The organism is Marinomonas rhizomae, assembly GCF_003315485.1.
GTDB lineage: Bacteria > Pseudomonadota > Gammaproteobacteria > Pseudomonadales > Marinomonadaceae > Marinomonas > Marinomonas rhizomae.
The window spans coordinates 68,117-86,490 of record NZ_QNSE01000013.1; the positions used below are offsets into that span (position 1 = coordinate 68,117).

At 42.8% G+C, this 18,374-nt stretch carries 15 protein-coding genes; 7 read left to right on the forward strand and 8 right to left on the reverse strand.

Annotated elements, in window-relative coordinates; translation table 11 throughout:
* Positions 1-24: 24 nt before the first annotated feature.
* Entirely contained in the window at positions 25-678 is a 654-nt protein-coding gene (locus tag DFP80_RS16660) for a nitroreductase family protein (RefSeq protein WP_113917944.1), read from the forward strand.
* A 98-nt stretch (positions 679-776) separates the two neighbouring features.
* On the opposite strand, the gene DFP80_RS16665 is transcribed toward DFP80_RS16660, so the two are convergent.
* Positions 777-1,784, reverse strand: coding sequence for a LacI family DNA-binding transcriptional regulator (locus DFP80_RS16665; protein ID WP_113917945.1), 1,008 nt, complete (start codon positions 1,782-1,784; stop codon positions 777-779).
* A gap of 221 nt (positions 1,785-2,005) precedes the next feature.
* Here DFP80_RS16665 and DFP80_RS16670 point away from each other — a divergent pair, with 221 nt between their 5' ends.
* The 3 genes from DFP80_RS16670 (at position 2,006) to DFP80_RS16680 (ending at position 4,965) form a co-directional block, all read left to right on the forward strand.
* On the forward strand, positions 2,006-2,959 hold the full coding sequence (locus DFP80_RS16670) for a sugar ABC transporter substrate-binding protein (RefSeq protein ID WP_113917946.1): 954 nt from the start codon (positions 2,006-2,008) through the stop codon (positions 2,957-2,959).
* 193 nt (positions 2,960-3,152) lie between these two features.
* Positions 3,153-3,932 carry a TIM barrel protein gene (locus DFP80_RS16675; RefSeq protein ID WP_175020628.1) on the forward strand — a complete coding sequence of 260 codons (780 nt, stop codon included), beginning with the start codon at positions 3,153-3,155 and terminating at the stop codon, positions 3,930-3,932.
* Between the two features lie 16 nt (positions 3,933-3,948).
* Positions 3,949-4,965: a Gfo/Idh/MocA family oxidoreductase gene (locus DFP80_RS16680; RefSeq protein WP_206610612.1), complete on the forward strand. Its 1,017-nt coding sequence runs from the start codon at positions 3,949-3,951 to the stop codon at positions 4,963-4,965.
* 69 nt (positions 4,966-5,034) lie between these two features.
* Here the strand turns inward: DFP80_RS16680 and DFP80_RS16685 are convergent, their stop codons facing one another.
* Both DFP80_RS16685 and DFP80_RS16690 read right to left on the reverse strand, forming a co-directional pair.
* Positions 5,035-5,556 (reverse strand): cysteine hydrolase family protein, encoded by a 522-nt coding sequence (locus DFP80_RS16685; protein ID WP_309472367.1) that lies wholly within the window; start codon positions 5,554-5,556, stop codon positions 5,035-5,037.
* 89 nt (positions 5,557-5,645) lie between these two features.
* On the reverse strand, positions 5,646-6,182 hold the full coding sequence (locus DFP80_RS16690) for a DUF924 family protein (protein ID WP_113917948.1): 537 nt from the start codon (positions 6,180-6,182) through the stop codon (positions 5,646-5,648).
* Positions 6,183-6,381: 199 nt separating this feature from the next.
* Between DFP80_RS16690 and DFP80_RS16695 the strand changes: the two genes are divergently transcribed.
* The gene (locus tag DFP80_RS16695) at positions 6,382-10,101 is read left to right on the forward strand and encodes a YobI family P-loop NTPase (RefSeq protein ID WP_113917949.1); all 3,720 of its coding nucleotides are present in this window, start codon (positions 6,382-6,384) and stop codon (positions 10,099-10,101) included.
* Between the two features lie 22 nt (positions 10,102-10,123).
* Here the strand turns inward: DFP80_RS16695 and nadS are convergent, their stop codons facing one another.
* The 5 genes from nadS to hutU all read right to left on the reverse strand — a co-directional run bounded on the left by nadS (position 10,124) and on the right by hutU (position 16,069).
* The gene (gene nadS / locus DFP80_RS16700; RefSeq protein ID WP_309472365.1) at positions 10,124-10,423 is read right to left on the reverse strand and encodes a NadS family protein; all 300 of its coding nucleotides are present in this window, start codon (positions 10,421-10,423) and stop codon (positions 10,124-10,126) included.
* Between the two features lie 199 nt (positions 10,424-10,622).
* Positions 10,623-11,438: an N-formylglutamate deformylase gene (gene hutG / locus DFP80_RS16705; RefSeq protein ID WP_113917950.1), complete on the reverse strand. Its 816-nt coding sequence runs from the start codon at positions 11,436-11,438 to the stop codon at positions 10,623-10,625.
* On the reverse strand, positions 11,438-12,688 hold the full coding sequence (gene hutI, locus DFP80_RS16710) for an imidazolonepropionase (protein ID WP_113917951.1): 1,251 nt from the start codon (positions 12,686-12,688) through the stop codon (positions 11,438-11,440). Before hutI ends, hutG begins: the two co-directional genes overlap by 1 nt.
* A gap of 56 nt (positions 12,689-12,744) precedes the next feature.
* Complete coding sequence (gene hutH / locus DFP80_RS16715; protein WP_113917952.1) at positions 12,745-14,280, reverse strand: histidine ammonia-lyase; 1,536 nt, start codon at positions 14,278-14,280, stop codon at positions 12,745-12,747.
* Between the two features lie 91 nt (positions 14,281-14,371).
* A complete protein-coding gene (gene hutU / locus DFP80_RS16720; protein ID WP_113917953.1) occupies positions 14,372-16,069 on the reverse strand; it encodes a urocanate hydratase in 1,698 nt (565 codons plus the stop codon).
* A 301-nt stretch (positions 16,070-16,370) separates the two neighbouring features.
* Here hutU and DFP80_RS16725 point away from each other — a divergent pair, with 301 nt between their 5' ends.
* Positions 16,371-17,771 carry a formimidoylglutamate deiminase gene (locus DFP80_RS16725; protein ID WP_113917954.1) on the forward strand — a complete coding sequence of 467 codons (1,401 nt, stop codon included), beginning with the start codon at positions 16,371-16,373 and terminating at the stop codon, positions 17,769-17,771.
* Positions 17,764-18,369, forward strand: a complete 606-nt coding sequence (locus DFP80_RS16730; RefSeq protein WP_113917955.1) for a HutD/Ves family protein — start codon at positions 17,764-17,766, stop codon at positions 18,367-18,369. Before DFP80_RS16725 ends, DFP80_RS16730 begins: the two co-directional genes overlap by 8 nt.
* Positions 18,370-18,374 lie beyond the last annotated feature (5 nt).

Consider the following 18,374-nt stretch of genomic DNA (forward strand, 5'->3'; position numbering starts at 1 on the left):
ACTTACCCTTTTATGGAGAGAACCATGTCACATCAGATCATTACTGAACTAGAAAAACGCCATACCGTAAAACATTACGATGCTTCTAAACATATCTCGGCAGCTGACCTAGCCATAATTTACGAAGCGATGCGTTTGTCACCTTCATCTATTAATTCTCAGCCGTGGAAGTTTATCGTCATTGAAAGCGACGAAGCAAAACAGCGCTTCCACGATACCTTTGCCAATAAATTCCAGTTCAACCAAAAACATGCGAAAGCCGCATCGCATACTATTTTGTTCGCACACAAAACCCATTACGCTCGCGCCGATTATGAAAACGTTATCAATGTCGATATCCAAACAGGCCGTACAAAGCCTGAAAACAAAGATCAATCATTCGGCGCGTTTGCTTTTGTTGATATGAATACCGATGAGCAAGGCAACAACGCCGCGTGGACAAAATCGCAAACTTATATCGCTCTTGGCAATACGATGAACGTACTGGCTCGCTTGGGTATTGATTCCACGCCAATGGAAGGTGTCGATCACGAGCTGATCAGTGAACTATTCCCAGAACTTGAGGGTTACCAATGTGATGTTGCACTGGCAATGGGTTACAACGATGCGGATCAAGACTACAACGCTGCGCTGCCAAAATCTCGCTTAGCAATCAAAGATATAGTAACCGCGCTTTAACCAATCACTAACAGGATCAGATAAACCTTATCTGGTCCTGTTAGTTTTTATTGCCGCTCTAGACTAAATAGAATTAGTATGAATGGTCTATAAATTTTTCATTTCCGCTTATGTGATTCTCGTACAACTAACTTGCCTTTCATGACGGTACTCTGCACATCGTCTTTCAACATAGCTTGTACAGTCAATTCAATCAGCTCAGTCACAGGTGGTGCGTAGGTTGTTAAATTGTATGAAGGACTTTTAGCAAAAGAAATATCATCAAAGCCAACGACGGCAATAGATCCTAAGCAGTTATGAGCTCTCAATGCATCAATCACACCGAAAGCAATGGTGTCATTTTCACAGAAAATAGCATCAACTCTATCTTTTTTAGTTGTTTTTTCTAAATAATCACAGAAGACTTCGTAAGCAATAAATTGATCATAATTTGTCGCACTTAAGACAAGATCAAGCGTAAAGCCATTTTCTTTTAAATGATCTTCGTAGCCCTCACGACGATTCACACGCGTAGAAATACCAGAAGGCCCTACAATATAGCCAAAACTTAACGCCCCTCCATTAATCAATAGTTCAGATATGTCCCGGCCAGCCGTATAATCATCTGTATTTAGCACTAGCGGCTCAGACAAATTACAGTCACGAAAGCTAATGACAAGAGGAATTCTTTTAATTTTACTGGCTAAAGAGACAAAGTCTCCCGTTAGTGTAGCACCCAGAAAAATCACTCCATCTGTTTGTAGCTGATCAGCATGCTCAACGAGATCTGCAACACTGTCTTCATCTATGACATTGATCAGTAATGCTCTCAACCCATGTTTTTGTAACGCGGCCGTTAACTGGTCGAGTAACTTCATCACATTATAGTTTTGGAAGGTATCAACCACGACAGCGATGACGCCTGTTTTATGAGTAGAAAGGCTTCGAGCTAATAAATTAGGCTTATACCCAAGTTGCTGAGCTGCAAGAAGAACCCGCTGGCGTGCCTCTTCAGAAATAGGTTTACCTGAAGTAAAAGCACGAGACACAGTCCAACGTGAAACGCCTGCCAACTCTGCGACTTCTACCGAAGTGACTTTTGAAGAATTAATTTTATTACTTTTCATGCGGTTACGACTTAATGAATATTCATTCTATTTTGTCATTGAATCCCTAGGACTACCATCCAAATTACACATGAAAATTTTTATTCTTTTTTTATTATGATTTGAAAAAAACATTCCAAATATTGTTGATGCTTCTCTGCACTCGGGTGCATACTCATCAACACTGAGTTTGCACACGCGAGCAAACTCAGCAAAAAAAAATACACTAGGAGAATAAAAATATGAAAAAGCTAGTAACTATCGCCTTATCGTCCAGCATCACCTTAGGTGCTACTTTCTTAAGCTCTGGAGCCTTTGCAGAAAACCTGCGCATTGGCGTCTCTATGGCAACTTACGACGACAACTTCCTCACACTACTACGTACAGCGATTGAAGCTCGTGGAAAATCACTCAAAGATGTGGACTTACAAGTCGAAGACGCAAAAAACCAAGTAGGCACTCAACTCAATCAGGTTCAAAACTTTATCGCTTCAGGTGTTGATAGCATCATCATCAGCCCTGTTGATACCGACGCTACCGTATCAATCAGTGACGATGCTAAAGCAGCCAACATTCCTCTTGTTTACGTTAACCGCCAGCCAATAAATGTAGACCTTCTCCCTGATAATCAAGCATTTATCGCATCAAATGAAGTCGATTCAGGCACATTACAAACGAAAGAAGTGTGTCGCCTACTTGGCGGAAAAGGCGAAATAGCCGTTTTAATGGGCGCTTTAACCGATCAAACAGGTATCCAACGCACTCAAGACATTTACGATGTGATAAATACACCTGAGTGCAAAAATATGAAAGTCGTTATCAAAGATACAGGTCTATGGCAGCGCTCTATTGCAAACAACATCATGACAAACTGGCTTTCTGCAGGTTCTAAATTTGATGCTGTTATTGCTAACAACGACGAAATGGCAATCGGGGCTATTCAAGCTATGAAAGCAATCGGTATGGACATGGATAAAGTCGTAGTGGCAGGTGTGGATGCAACTCAAGATGCACTTCAAGCCATGCGTGAAGGCGATTTAGATGTCACAGTTTTCCAAGATGCAAAAGCACAAGGTGCAGGTTCTGTCGACGTCGCTATCAAACTTGCTAGAGGTGAGGTCGTGCCCCAAAAAGTCTGGGTTCCATTTAAATTAGTAACCCCTTCAAATATGGAAGAGTTCGCTAATCGAAATTAGCTTTAAAGAATCCATCAAACGTGTGATTTTTTATCGAGATTGATCACTTTTTTGATTGATAAGTCAGAAAAATATTCTCTGACGGTATTTTCTAGAAATTTTTGCAGCGGTAATTTCAAGCCGCTGCATTTTTCAAACACCTTAATTCAAATAGAAATCCCATACTTTTTCCAGCCTTAAAGAGGTAATAGTCATGTCTACATTTTCACTGTCCTGCTGCGCAGAAACATTATTTACCGAACTGCCAATCGCTGAACGCGTACAAAAAATTGCCAGCCTAGGATTCCTACCAGAGCTTTGGGATTGGACACAACATGATATCAATGCGTTAGTAGCAACAGGTGTCGAATTTTCTTCTATGACAGGCTACATAGAGGGCGACTTTATAGAAAATAAAGATAAGCTCATCGCCACTATCCATGAGTCCGTTGCGGTTGCAAAACGTCTTGGTGTGCCGCGCCTAAACTTACATGGAACCGGCCTGGATAATAAGGGTTTACCTGTAAATCCTCGCCCGATTGTATCTGGGCGCGATTGGCTTCAAGCCTACAAAACATTGTCTGAAATAGCACAAATAGGTGCAGACAATAACATAATGTTTGTTCTTGAAAACCTTAATCGTAAAGTGGATCACCCTGGAGTTCCATTTGCCACTGCAGAAGACGTTTACTCTCTAATTTCTGAAGTGGACCACCCAAATCTAAAAATGATGCTGGATCTTTATCACCAGCAAGTTGATGAAGGCAACTTGATCGAATCGCTGACTCGCTACCTTCCCCATATTGGTGAAATCCAAGTCGCTGATGTTCCTGGTCGACAAGAACCAGGAACAGGTGAAATGAACTATCCAGCCATCGCCGCTCATCTAGAAAAAATAGGCTACCAAGGCGTCATTGGCTTTGAAGGCTTCCCTGAAAGCGACTCTGAGCTTGCTCTTGCTCGTTTTCGCAACGCATTTTCTCAAAAAAAATAATAAAGGACTCAACATCATGACAACAAAACCTGTCAACCTAGTACTAGTAGGCGCTGGACGCATGGGTTCTCACCATGCAGAGAACATCGCATTTAATATCAGTAATGCTAATTTATTCGGTATTTTCGATCAGAACCTAGAGGGCGCAAAAGCCTTAGGAGAAAAATTAGGTTGTGAATTCATTACTGATAACATCGATGAAATTGTTAACCACCCAAATATAGATGGTGTCGTTATTGCCGCACCAGCGCGATTTCACGCCAATCTTTCAAAATATTTTTTGGAGCATGGTAAAGCCGTATTTTGCGAAAAACCAGCGGGTCTTACCCTTGCTGAAATTGAGGAAACATCTGCTGCTGCAGAAGCCGCTGGCCTTCCTTATCAGATTGGTTTTAACCGTCGTTGGGATAGAGCGTTTGCCGATGCTAAAGCAAAAATTCAAGAAGGCGCTATCGGATCACCTCAGCAACTACGTTCATTAACTCGTGACCCAGGTCCTTGGGGCGGCGATCCATTCAAAATTCCTACATGGACGATTTTTTACGAGACACTAATTCACGACTTCGATACCTTACTTTGGTTAAATGAAGACGCTAACGTTACCGAAGTTCGTGCCATCGCAGATGCACTAGTGCGTCCAGATGCAAAATCTCATGGTCATCTAGACGTAGCAACAGTGACGCTACGGTTTGACAATGGCGCTATCGCTGTTGCAGAAGCAAACTTCTGTGCAATGTATGGTTATGACGTGCGAGCGGAAGTTCTAGGTTCTTTAGGCATGCTTCAAATGGGTGATGTTCGTAAAACAAACATGACCTGTTACGACAAAGATGGCGCCAAAGATGACACCTGGCGCGCGGACTCTCATATTTTCGCTAGTGGCTACACAGCCCAAATTCGAGCTTTTGCAGATGCCATCCAAAGCGGCAAGCAAACTGGCCCAAATGGCCGCGATGCTCATCGTGCACTGGCTATTTCTCTTGCTTGTATCGAATCAATCGAATCCGGAAAAGAAGTTCAAACCAACATCTAACCCTTAGCTTTCTGATCAACCCTACATTAGCCTTTCACAGTGTCTAATGTAGGTTTTTCTTTAAGATCTCTACCTGACCAATTCATTAGATGTAATAGCTGTGATCTTGACACCAAAGCTGGATATATTCGGCAAAGTGGCATTATGATGAGATCTTATCTGCTCAGCACTTGCATGAGTTTTATCATGCGTTGTATGTGCATCCGAGACCAGTTCAACTGAATAGCCCAAGCCTGCAGCGCGTCTAATTGTAGTATCGACACAAAACTCAGAGGCATACCCACAAACAATCACATGCTCAACACCATGTTGCTTTAACAAGGTTTCTAAATCCGTTCGTGAAAAAGAATCCGGCGTAGTCTTACGTATAAACTCATCACCCTCTTCTAGCTTCAAACCCACCTGCAACTGCCAACCAGCAGAGCCAAATTCGATCACAGAACCTACTTGTTCATGCTGCACATGTATCACCAAAACATCACTCGCTCGCGCCCAAGACGTGACACGGTTTATCCGCTCAACAACAAGATCCGCCTCAAAAGGACGAGGGACTGGATCGAACAAAATGCTTTGTACATCAATGATTAAAATGGCAGATTACATCATTATCCTCAAACGTAAACCTAAGAATATAGACATTCATCGATTCAACAGCGGCTATTGGGGCTAATAAAGCACACTTAAAAACTAGAATTCGGTTCATCCAAAAATGCCAACTCATCAGAAGAGGATTTTCGCCCTAAGGTGGCATTTCTATGTGGATAACGACCAAAACGATCCACAATTTCTTTGTGTTTAAACTCAAAATCCAAATTATTAGCAATACCCAAATCCCTAAATAACTTTACCGCTTCTTCGTGGATAACCGCGGATTCACTGTGCATAAAGGGCATATATAAAAAGCTTCTTTCGGTGGGAGACAGTTCGACGTCAAAACCATTAGCAATTGCCACTTGAGCCAGCGCCAAAGCCATCGGGTCAGCTGCAAAAGCGTCTGGGTGGTCGCGGTAAATATTACGGGAAAATTGGTCTAATAGGATTATTTCAGCCAAGGCGCCTTTTGAAGAATGGCGCCAAGCGGACAATTCACCTTGAACCGCTTGGCGATGTAATTTGCCAAATCGCGATATGATTTCGTTGTCAAAATTGGTGTCTTTTTTAAACCATGATTCAGGTTCAATCTCGTCAAACCAAAATTCCAAAACATTTTGATACATAACGTCAGCTCCAAATTGACCAAGCAAGTAGAAATATAGTGCTTAACATCACGAGATGCCAAACCTAAAAGTGGCTTTTTAGTTAACATAAAGCAGTTGGTCTTTTGTCGTTAAAACGATAAAGTCTAAACAAGATATAATATTTTTAAATAGCCAAAAATCTAGATCTTGATTAAGTCCTCATACAAGGAAGCAGGGAATGGAAGAAAAAGCACAACAGCCAGTACAGGAAGACTTTACTCTTACGCCCTTAACTCCAGAATTTAATGAAGGTAATCATAGATCCTATGTCAAACGAATCAATTCTGCTCTAGAAGAGCCAAAAATCAGAAATATTGCGTTATCTGGTACCTATGGCGTCGGTAAAAGCAGTATTCTGCAAAAAATAGCGGAGGAGCATGAAAAAGACGTTGTGGAGATATCTTTATCCACCTTAGCGCCAGCAGCTCCTGAGGAAGTAGATGAAAGCATCCCTAAGCAAGCATCTACAACTACAAACAGAATCCAACATGAAATCGTTAAGCAATTACTTTACCGTGTCGAGTCACACAATGCGCCACGCTCTCGCTTTAACAGAATAGAAAGGTTCAACTGCAAACGTGAACATAGTATCGCAGCGCTTTCAGGTATTGTTTTAACACTCCTCTTTCTTTTAATGGAATGGACTGCGAAAATTATTTCAATTCATGAAAGTATTGCTGCATTAGGAGCTTGGATACATGTAATTGTATTCTTTTTATTAGCATCCTGTACTTTCATGGCACGCTACCTTTTTCAAGGTCGAGTCAATATTAGCCAGCTATCGACTGGCAATACAGCTATTTCGTTAGATGAAAAATCAGTATCGTACTTTGATCAATACCTTGATGAGATTGTGTATTTTTTCGAAGTATCAGAGAAAAGTATCGTTATTTTTGAAGACATCGATAGGTTTGAAGATTCATATATATTTGAGACTCTTCGCTCCCTAAACACACTTCTCAATAACGCCCCACAATTCGAAAGCAAACCCATTCGTTTCATCTATGCCATCAAAGACAGCATATTCGACCCAAGCGCACAGAACTCACTAAACAAAAAAACAAAAGAAGAAGTGACCATTCCCCCTGAAGAAACAGAAATTCAACGAGCCAACCGTACCAAGTTCTTTGATCTTATTATTCCAGTGGTTCCCTTTATTACTCACAGAAGTGCTCGAGATCTTGTGACAAAACTTTTGAGTGAAATTTCTCACGATATTGATAAAGAGTTAATTAGCATCGCAGCTCGCTATGTGCCAGACATGCGCTTACTGAGAAATGTACTTAACGAATTCATTGTTTTTCGCGAAAAAATATTCACAGATAACGACAAAAAACTCAATTTAAATGAAAGCGAACTCTTTTCCATGATGCTTTATAAAAGTACTCATCTATCTGATTTTGAATTAATTCGATTAGGAAAAAGTAAGCTAGATAAAATTTATTATTTAAGTAGGGAATTTGTTAACGAAAATACAGACACAATTAACAAGGAAATAAGAACAAGTACGCTAAACCTCACAAATCTCAGTGAACATAGCATAAAGAAACGATGTTTAGATTTTGGCGAACGACTCATTGCTCACATAGAACGTACTGCTAGAGCAACTAGCTTTCACATTGACAATGGTGTTTTTTCATTTGCCAGCAAACAATATAAATTAACAGAGCTCACAGGCATAAATTTCTGGAACGAGTTTATCTCGAATCAAGATGTACAAGAACTATCATGGAATCAGTACCACTATAATAACACTCTTACATTCTACCGATCAGATTTAAAAGATGTTTTAAATAATAATCTTGATCCATGTGATTGGAAGGAAGTAGATAGTAAGAAACTTAAAACTGATATTAGTCAGAAAAAAGCTAAATTAGAGTTTCTTCGAAGCGCAACGATTAGAAACCTGATAAACGAACCACAGCTAAATCTTGATAATAATTTTCTGCGCAGTGCAGCAATTCAAGATCTAATACGCGAGTCAAAACTAACTCTTGATGATAATAAACCAAACCAGACATTCGATTCTATAACACGCCAAATAGTATCTGATGGGCTTGCCTACCAGCTCATAATATCAGGTTATCTAAACCGTAACTTTACCTTGTATACCTCAACATTTCATGGAAAGGCTATCAGCGCTAACGCTCAGAATTTTATCATCCATAATGTTGAGCCCAACATAATGGATGAACAGCTAGTTTTTGAAGAAAGAGATATAAAATCTATTATCAGTGAATGTGGTGAACAAGCTCTTAGCGAGCCGTGCCTTTATAACATTTCTATTCTGAATTATCTGTTAAATTTTGACTCTGTTAAATCAGACATTATGATTCAATCACTTATACAGTTTGGAGATGAAGAACTGCTTTTTTTACAAGCGTATCTAAACGGTGAAAACCAACACACTAATCTGATCAAAAAATTCACATTGAAAACAGTTGAAATTCTTGAGTTCCTAGTCAATCAAGTGGAGCTAAATGATGAACTACGACTTTCCCTCGTTAATACTGCACTAGAACACTTAAATTCTGAACTAGAATACAACCTAGACGACACGGTATCCGAATACCTACAAGCGAATTATGCTGAACTGCCAACCTTAATAAACACAACAAACAAAGATCAGGCTGAAAACATTACTAAACTATACGGTAATGCAGTTATTCGTGTGTCTAAATTGCAATCTCTATCAGAAAAAATCCGTAACGCCTTCATTGCAAAAGATCTGTATGAAATCAATGTAGACAACCTAAAAACAGCGTTAGGAAGTGAAACAAATTTAGCACTAGATGTAGCATTAGAAAAAGACGAAGAGATCTATCACTATTTATTACGTAATTTAGGGAAATACTTGCAGGCCGTTATTAACACCTCCAAAACGATTTCCTCTAACGAATACTTTATAAGAGTAGTCGAAGATGTTTTAGCATTAAAAAATACACGTGACTTAGACAACGTAGTTATGCATGCCTCTGGTGACTGTATCATTGAAGACTTACACCAAGTTGAAAAAGATACTTGGCAATGCTTGGCTGAATTCAATCGCTTCACTCCAACATTTGATAATATTAGCCATTACAGATCTACTGTTGGAGAAATCGACGAATATATTGAAAAGGTTCTTATAGAGAGCGATGTGATAACGGAATACGAATTAGCAACTGAAGACGAGAAAGAAAAGCTGGCAGTTTATATTTTACATGCTAACGGAGATTTCCTCACCAGTGGACACATCGTCCAACTGGTCGACAGCTTGAATTTAACAAACTACATTGATGCCAGACGCCTTCCAGTAGAAAAAGGAGAACTGTTCCCTCTACTGTTAAAAAGCAACCTTATCGAAGACAGTGCTGATACCTATGAGCACCTTCTAGCAACAGGCTGGCCAACACGTGAACGCTATATTGAAGCCTCAAACAAATTTCATGGATATATCACGCCAGAGCTTTTACAGGGCAACTTAGCCGCTGTTCTAGCCAGCGGAAAGATCGGATTGGATACAAAGGTATCTATTATAGAGCGAGCCGAAGAGTTTACGGTAGATTGTAGTAAAAATGACCTTATCGAATTGGCTCAATTTGCGATTAACCAAGATAAAAAACTGCCGATTGATGTCATCGAGAAAATGGCTATCGATGAAGTTGAAACAAAAAATGTTATTCTATTACTAAGCCCTCACCTCACGCCCTCCATTAATGCAGAGCAGTTATTTAGAATTCTAGAACGACTAAAGGGAGATTATCCTAAGTTAATTTCAAAGGGTACAGATAGGCCAGAGATACCTAATACACTTGAAGATCATAAGCTAGTTAAAGTCTTAGAAACGCTTCAAATAATCAGTTCTTTTAAAGAAGTAGCTGACGGTTTCATAAAGATATTTAAAAAACATAAGTAACCATACAGCAAAGGGCTGATACCTACCCATGCAACGCTTTTAGCGCATACTCTGGATCAGTCTCGACGATTTTAAGCAAGGCGCGAGCTGGCCCTGTTGGATGGCGGCGACCTTGTTCCCAGTTTTCTAATGTACGCTTACTGACACCCAGCAGGTTGGCAAAACGACTTTGGCTCAAACCTGTTTTGGTGCGAATCGCCTTCACTTCTGGGTCTGGAAATTCCGTGATTCGTGCTGCTGAGCTTTGGCCTTTTATAATGCTGTCGGCTTGTTCTACGCTTTCCAGTAGCTCATTAAATATATCGTCGTTTATTGTGACCACCTTTCAATAACTACCATAACATCACCAAATTATACGCCAATGGCGTGACCTGTCGATTAATAATTAAACAGTAATAGATAACCGCAGAAGACGCTCCATTACACTATCGTCAAGAAAAAAGAGGATAGATATCGTATCGAAAAAAATCCCCATGCCGTTTCCACGACATGGGGATTCTTAAACTATAAAGCAGCTGAGGTTATAAACTAAGGTGCTGACAGGCTTCGATCACATCCTTAAGTTGCTGTGTGATCAACGGCTGTTTCTGCTTATCAAGCTGATACTCAGATTGCTTGGCTAACTCATCGTTAATGTAAGTCGCTTGGGAAAGTTCCAGTTGAATGGCATGAATGCCATCGCTTGGTTGGCCGAAATGACGAGTAATATAACCGCCTTTGAAACGGCCATTGAGCACTTGTGTGTAGTTTGGTCGCAATATTTGCGTGACGGCATTGGCGATTACGGCATCGCACGCTTTGCCTTCATTAGTGCCCCAGTTAAAGTCCGGCAGCGTGCCTTCAAACAACATAGGCACTTCAGCGGCAATGCTGTGGGCGTCGAACAAGATGGCATAGCCGAATTTGGCTTTTAGTCGCGCGAGTTCTTGCTCAATGGTGCCGTGATAGGGTGTCCAAATATATTCTTTGCAAAAGGCTTTGTGTTCGTCAGATGGTGCTTTACCTTCGTCAAATACTGGGCTGTCTTCAAATAAGATATCAGGGAACAGGCCTGTGGTTTTAGTTGCATAAAGCGGCTTGTCGTCATAAGGGCGATTTAAATCGATAACATAACGCGAATAATTCGCTTTAATAAAACTCACCCCCAAAGATTCCAAAAAGCCATACAGCTCAGGAATGAACCAATCGGTATCTGGCAATTTTTTGGCTTGGTCTGTTAATCCGGCTTGCACTGCTTCTGTCAAATTCAAACCTGAATGGGGCATGCTGACCAACAAGGGCGAATCGCCCTGCACAAAATCAAAGGCCGGTACGGTTAATACGTTACGCGTTGTCATTATGCAGGCTCCCCTTGGTTCTTGCTGCCTTCACTTCTTTTCCCTTCATGGACTCTTGTTTTCATCAGGCTGCCCCCTAACCAATAGCTTAACTCACCTGGGCTTTCTACATCCCAGCACACGAAGTCAGCGACTTTACCTACTTCTAAGCTACCATGAGTATCAGTCATACCCAATGCTTTTGCTGCATGAATGGTCGCGCCAGCAAGGGACTCTTCTGGTGTTAGGGCGAACAAGGTACACGCCATGTTCATCATCAGTCGAAGCGATAAAGCCGGCGAGGTTCCTGGGTTCGCATCTGTAGCAATCGCCATGGGAATACCATATTGACGCAGCAAGGCAATTGGCGGACGTTGGGTTTCTTTCAGTGTAAAAAACGCCCCCGGCAATAACACCGCCACAGTGCCGGACTCTGCCATGACCTTTACGTCTGATTCTTCAATAAATTCAATGTGATCCGCCGACAATGCCTTAAATGAAGACGCCATACGAGTACCTCCTTGTGAGGTAAGCTGTTCTGCATGGATTTTTACTGGCAAACCTAACGACTCCGCGGTTTTAAAGTAACGCTCAACTTGCTCGGTGCTAAAGGCAATACCTTCACAAAAAGCATCCACAGCGTCGGCCACCCTCAATTCAGCGACTTTAGGTAACACCGTCTCGCAAAGGTAATCGATGTACGCGTCTTTATCGTCAAATTCAGGCGGCATGGCGTGTGCCGCCAAACAAGTGCGCTTCACTGTCACTGGAAATTGCTTTCCTAGTTGCGTCGCCACGTTCAGCATTTTTAGTTCTGAATCAAGAGACAAACCATAACCAGATTTGATCTCAACCGTGGTCACACCATCGGCCATCAAGCTTTTGAGACGACGGGACGCACTGGTGATTAGCTCTGCTTCACTGGCGTCACGGGTCGCCTTCACAGAGGAAGCAATACCGCCGCCCTGCTTGGCAATCTCTTGATAACTCACACCATTTAAGCGCTGCTCGAATTCACCCGCACGATTACCACCAAATACTAAATGTGTATGACAATCGATCAAACCAGGCGTGACCCAACCACCGCCCAAATCATGTTCAGTTTGAGCATCGTAGTCTGGCAAATCTCGCGCTTTGCCAATCCAAACGATACGCCCGCTGACGACGCCAATTGCGGCGTTCTCGATCACGCTATATTGGCCACTTTTCATAGTCGCTACATTGGCACCGCGCCATAAGCTATCTAATTTCATCGGAGTATCGTTTGTCATAGCTGTCCTTTCAAATATTTACTTACGCTTAATAAACTTAGCTCTTTAACACTAGGCTATTTAATACTAGGCAATAGCCCTTCAGGCATGGTGTCGTTATGAACCGCTTCTAGCAGCAACTCGTTGGCTTTTTCAATGTCTGGCGCGAAGTAACGATCTTTATCGTAAAAAGGCACGCGAGCACGCAAAGTGGCACGAGCATTTTCTAGACGCTTGCTGGATTTCAAAGGTGCACGAAAGTCTAAGCCTTGCACCGCAGACAAAATTTCAACCGCCAAAATACCACGGGTATTTTCCGCCATGTCTTTTAAGCGACGCGCTGCGAAGGTTGCCATAGAAACATGATCCTCTTGGTTTGCCGAGGTTGGCAAGCTATCAACCGATGCTGGGTGTGCGTAGGTTTTGTTTTCGCTCGCCAGCGCCGCTGCGGTAACTTGCGCAATCATGAAACCAGAGTTTACGCCGCCATTGTCTACTAGAAATGGTGGCAACTTACTTAGATTACTATCGATCAACAACGCCATACGTCGTTCAGACAAACTGCCAATTTCAGCAATCGCCAAGGCAAGATTATCCGCGGCCATAGCAACCGGTTCCGCGTGGAAGTTACCACCGGAAATGATGTCCCCTTCCGCAGCAAATACTAATGGGTTGTCAGATACTGAGTTCGCTTCCACACACAAGACGCTAGATGTACTACGAATTTGCTCAAGACACGCACCCATTACTTGCGGCTGACAACGCAATGAGTAAGGATCTTGGACTTTTTCACAACCTTGGTGAGACTCGCCAAGCTCGGACGTTTCGCCTAATAGGTGACGATACGCTGCTGCTGCGTCCATTTGTGTTTGATGTCCACGCACTTCATGGATTCGCGCGTCGAATGGGCTACGGCTACCTAACGCGGCCTCAACGGATAAAGAACCACACACAATGGCAGACGCAAACAAGTCTTCTGCTTCAAATAAACCTTCTAATGCAAAGGCCGTCGAGGCTTGTGTACCGTTTAGCAACGCCAAACCCTCTTTTGGCGCTAAAGCAATTGGCTCAAGTCCGGCGATAGACAAAGCCGCTTGACCAGAAATAACTTCTCCACGATAGCGGGCTTTACCTTCACCTAATAAAATCGTACTCATGTGAGCCAATGGCGCTAAATCGCCCGATGCGCCTACCGAGCCTTTTTTCGGAATGCATGGATACACTTCTTTGTTAATCAACGTCAGCAAAGCTTGAATCACTTCCAGACGAATACCAGAGAAACCACGCGCAAGGCTGTTTACCTTCAGCGCCATAATCAACTTAACAGTTTTATCTTCCATTAATTGACCAATGCCTGCGGCGTGAGACAAAACAATGCTGCGTTGTAACTCGTCTAAATCTTCTGGCGCGATACGCGTGTTCGCCAACAAACCAAAACCTGTGTTAATACCGTATACCGTGCGGTTTTCCGCAATCACATCGTTAACCACTTGTGTGCTGGCGTGAATCGCAGGGAAAGCGTTTTCGTCTAGAGTCAATTTCACATGACGGCGACTGATCTGACGCAATTCATTAAGCGTCAACTGACCTGGTTTTATGGTTAATTCAAACATGGTGTTCCTCAATTTTTTATTCTCAAATAAAAACGCCGGATAACGGTCGCTCCTCCCTCATCCGGCCTACAATTTTTTCATCAACAGCGTATTATTTCGCTTGAGTACCAGTGATCATAGGTAAATTTAATCCCTGCTCTTTCGCACAATCAATCGCAATATCATAGCCTGCGTCTGCATGGCGCATCACGCCCGTTGCTGGATCGTTATGAAGAACACGTGCAATACGCTCAGCAGCGTCATCGCTGCCATCACACACAATTACCATGCCGGAATGCTGAGAGAAGCCCATACCAACGCCGCCGCCGTGGTGCAAAGACACCCAAGTTGCGCCAGATGCGGTGTTTAGTAAAGCATTCAATAGTGGCCAATCCGAAACAGCGTCAGAGCCATCTTGCATGCCTTCTGTCTCACGGTTCGGACTGGATACAGAACCTGAATCCAAATGGTCACGACCAATCACAATTGGCGCAGACAGTTCACCACTGCGCACCATTTCGTTAAAGGCTAGACCAAGCTTCGCGCGTTGACCAAGACCAACCCAACAAATACGCGCTGGTAATCCCTGGAACTGAATACGCTCGCGTGCCATGTCTAACCAATGATGTAAATGCTCGTCGTCCGCGATTACTTCTTTTACTTTGGCATCGGTTTTATAAATATCTTCTGGATCACCAGACAAAGCTGCCCAACGGAAAGGGCCAATACCACGGCAGAACAAAGGACGAATGTAAGCCGGAACAAACCCTGGGAAATCAAAGGCATTTTCGATACCTTCTTCCATCGCCATTTGACGAATGTTGTTGCCATAATCAAAGGTAGGCACGCCCATTTTTTGGAAATCCAACATGGCTTGAACGTGTTTCGCCATAGATTGTTTCGCGGCTTTTACAATGGCCTGAGGCTCCGTCTGAGACTTCTCGCGGTACTCTTCCCAGCTCATGCCCAATGGCAAATAGCCGTTTAATGGATCATGAGCCGATGTTTGATCTGTCACCATGTCTGGACGAATGCCACGTTTTACCATTTCAGGTAGTATTTCTGCGGCGTTACCGCAAAGCGCGATAGACACTGCTTTGCCTTCTGCAGTGTATTTTTTAATACGCGCCATGGCATCGTCTAGGTCAGTCGCTTGCTCGTCCACATAGCGCGTGCGAAGACGGAAATCGATACGACTTTGCTGGCATTCGATGTTCAATGAACAGGCACCAGCCAGTGTTGCCGCTAGAGGCTGAGCACCTCCCATGCCGCCAAGGCCTGCCGTTAATACCCAACGCCCTGTCAATTTACCATCGTAGTGCTGACGACCGGCTTCTACGAAGGTTTCATAGGTGCCTTGCACTATGCCTTGGCTGCCAATGTAAATCCAAGAACCCGCTGTCATCTGGCCATACATTGCCAAACCTTTGGCATCTAGCTCGTTAAAATGCTCCCAATTCGCCCAGTGTGGTACTAGGTTTGAGTTAGCAATCAATACACGAGGTGCATTACTATGGGTTTTGAACACACCCACTGGTTTACCTGATTGCACCAATAAAGTTTCGTCTTCTTCTAGCTCTTTCAGGGATTCAACAATCTTGTCATAACTTTCCCAATCGCGCGCCGCACGACCAATACCACCATAAACCACTAACTCTTCTGGGTTTTCTGCTACATCAGGATCAAGGTTGTTCATCAACATACGCATTGGCGCTTCTGTGAACCAAGATTTAGCCGTTAGTGTCGTTCCCGTTGCCGCTTTTACGACACCAGCGCGGTAACGTTTTTGAGCAAGTGTTTGCTTAGTCATTTTTCAATCCCCTAAAACTTAAATAGAAAGTCTTCAAATCAACAATAAAAATAAACATGTATATACAATTAATCTAAAGATAAAATCTAATTTTTCTGGATGCAAGCCATTTTTTAAAATTTATCGAGTAAATATCAGTATTAAGAAAGAATTTATCGAGTTATTAATTGAAAAAACCTTAGAAAACAATCATAAAGTACAAGACTAAATTAATAGACTATAAACACATTGAAAACCAGCTTGTATATACATTATATTTTCTATTACACTCAAAAGATCAATATTCATTAGGAAATGACTTGTGACTAACCAACACCCAACGCATTGCAATAGTACTCAACACTATTTTTCTGAACGCGCTTTGCTCTCTTCTGGCTGGGCGAAAGATGTACTTTTCTCTGTTAAGAATGGTCAGTTTCACTCTTTTTCAGCAGACAGTACGCCAACAACAGACTGCCATGTTTTATCTGGCCCTGTCTTGCCCACGCTTGCCAATGTGCACTCTCATGCCTTCCAAAGAGTGATGGCGGGTGCAGCAGAAGTCAGCTTAAACCCAAACGATAGTTTTTGGAGTTGGCGCGATTTAATGTATAAAATCGTACAAAAACTCACCCCAGACGATGCACACATCATCGCCAAACAGCTTTATATTGACATGTTAAAAGCGGGTTACACGCAAGTTGGGGAGTTCCACTATCTGCATCACGATGTTAACGGCCAGCATTATAGCCAGCTTGGTGAAATGTCGAACCAGATCATCGCCGCCGCAGACGAATCAGGAATGGGGCTGACACTATTACCCGTGCTGTATTCTCACTCGGGCTTTGGTGGACAAGCTCCCAATACGGGGCAAGCCCGTTTTATCAACTCCACAGATTCTTATTTGGCATTGCATCAAGCCTGCGATAAAGCGTTAGCAAATCATGCCCGTCATACATTGGGAATTTGCTTTCACTCATTGCGAGCTGTGACCAAATCGCAAATAGAAGCGGTGTTGTCCACTTTAAAGCAAGACACTCCAATACATATTCATATCGCTGAGCAGCAAAAAGAAGTACAAGACAGCCTAACCTTCAGCGGACAACGTCCGGTGGAATGGCTACACAATGAAATCGGGCTGAATGATCGCTGGTGTTTGGTTCACGCCACCCACCTAACAGCAGCAGAACGCCAAACCATTGCCACCAGCCAAGCGGTAGCAGGGCTTTGTCCTACTACCGAAGCGAATTTAGGCGATGGTATTTTTCCAGGCGTCGCGTTCGAACAAGAAAATGGCCGTTGGGGCATTGGCTCAGACAGCCACGTAAGCTTGTCGATTGTCGAAGAGTTGCGCACTTATGAATATGGACAACGCCTACGCGACCAACAGCGCAATCGCTTGTATCGAGCAGATCAAACCAGCGTTGGTGACAACCTTTACCAACAAGCCCTGTTGGGCGGCAATCAAGCTTGCAACGTATCATTGGGATTAAGCCAAGGTAACCGAGCTGACTTTATGGTACTGGATGAGTCTCATCCTTTTATCGCCGCCAGTGAAGCCAAAGACCTTCTCAATCGCTGGCTCTTCGCCACCAATGAAAACCTTGTTAAAGACGTTTTTGTCGCGGGCCAACACACCATAAAAGACTTTCACCACCACCAAGAAGAAAGCAGCCGCTCAGCTTTTACTCAAGTCATCAAAAAGGCCATGTACCATGCTTAACACACTAAACTTTCGCCTTATCAAACAAGATGAATACCTTCGTATGCCTTGGAAAAACGGCCTTGGAGAAACCTTAGAAATTCAACGTTATGAAGATAAAGACGGCCTACGATTTCGTATCAGCCAAGCGTCGGTGAAAGAGAATGGTGTTTTTTCGAATTTCGCAGGGTTGCATCGTACCTTGGTATTGTTATCAGGTAAGGGAATGACTCTCGAGCATGCAGGCCAAAATAATAGCCATACTACTCTACTAACTAATCCGTTAGACATGGCACGCTTTTCAGGTGGCGACCAGACTTACGCCATATTGAGCCATGGCAGTATTGAAGATTTAAACATCATGGTGAGAGAAGGCGACACAAAAGCCGACGTCACTCCCCATTACGCGCCACAAAAATTTGACGTGAAAAAACAAAAAAACACCCTATTTACCGCTTTTTATGCCAACCAGCCCTGTCAAATAACAGTGGGGGAAAATGAAACACTGACGTTAGAAACAAACCATTGTTTGATCGTTAAACAGAGCGAAACACTCTGTTTAACGAAAGGTAATGGTGTTTTTATCAACATAACAGACAAATCCACCACAGCAACCTAGCACAT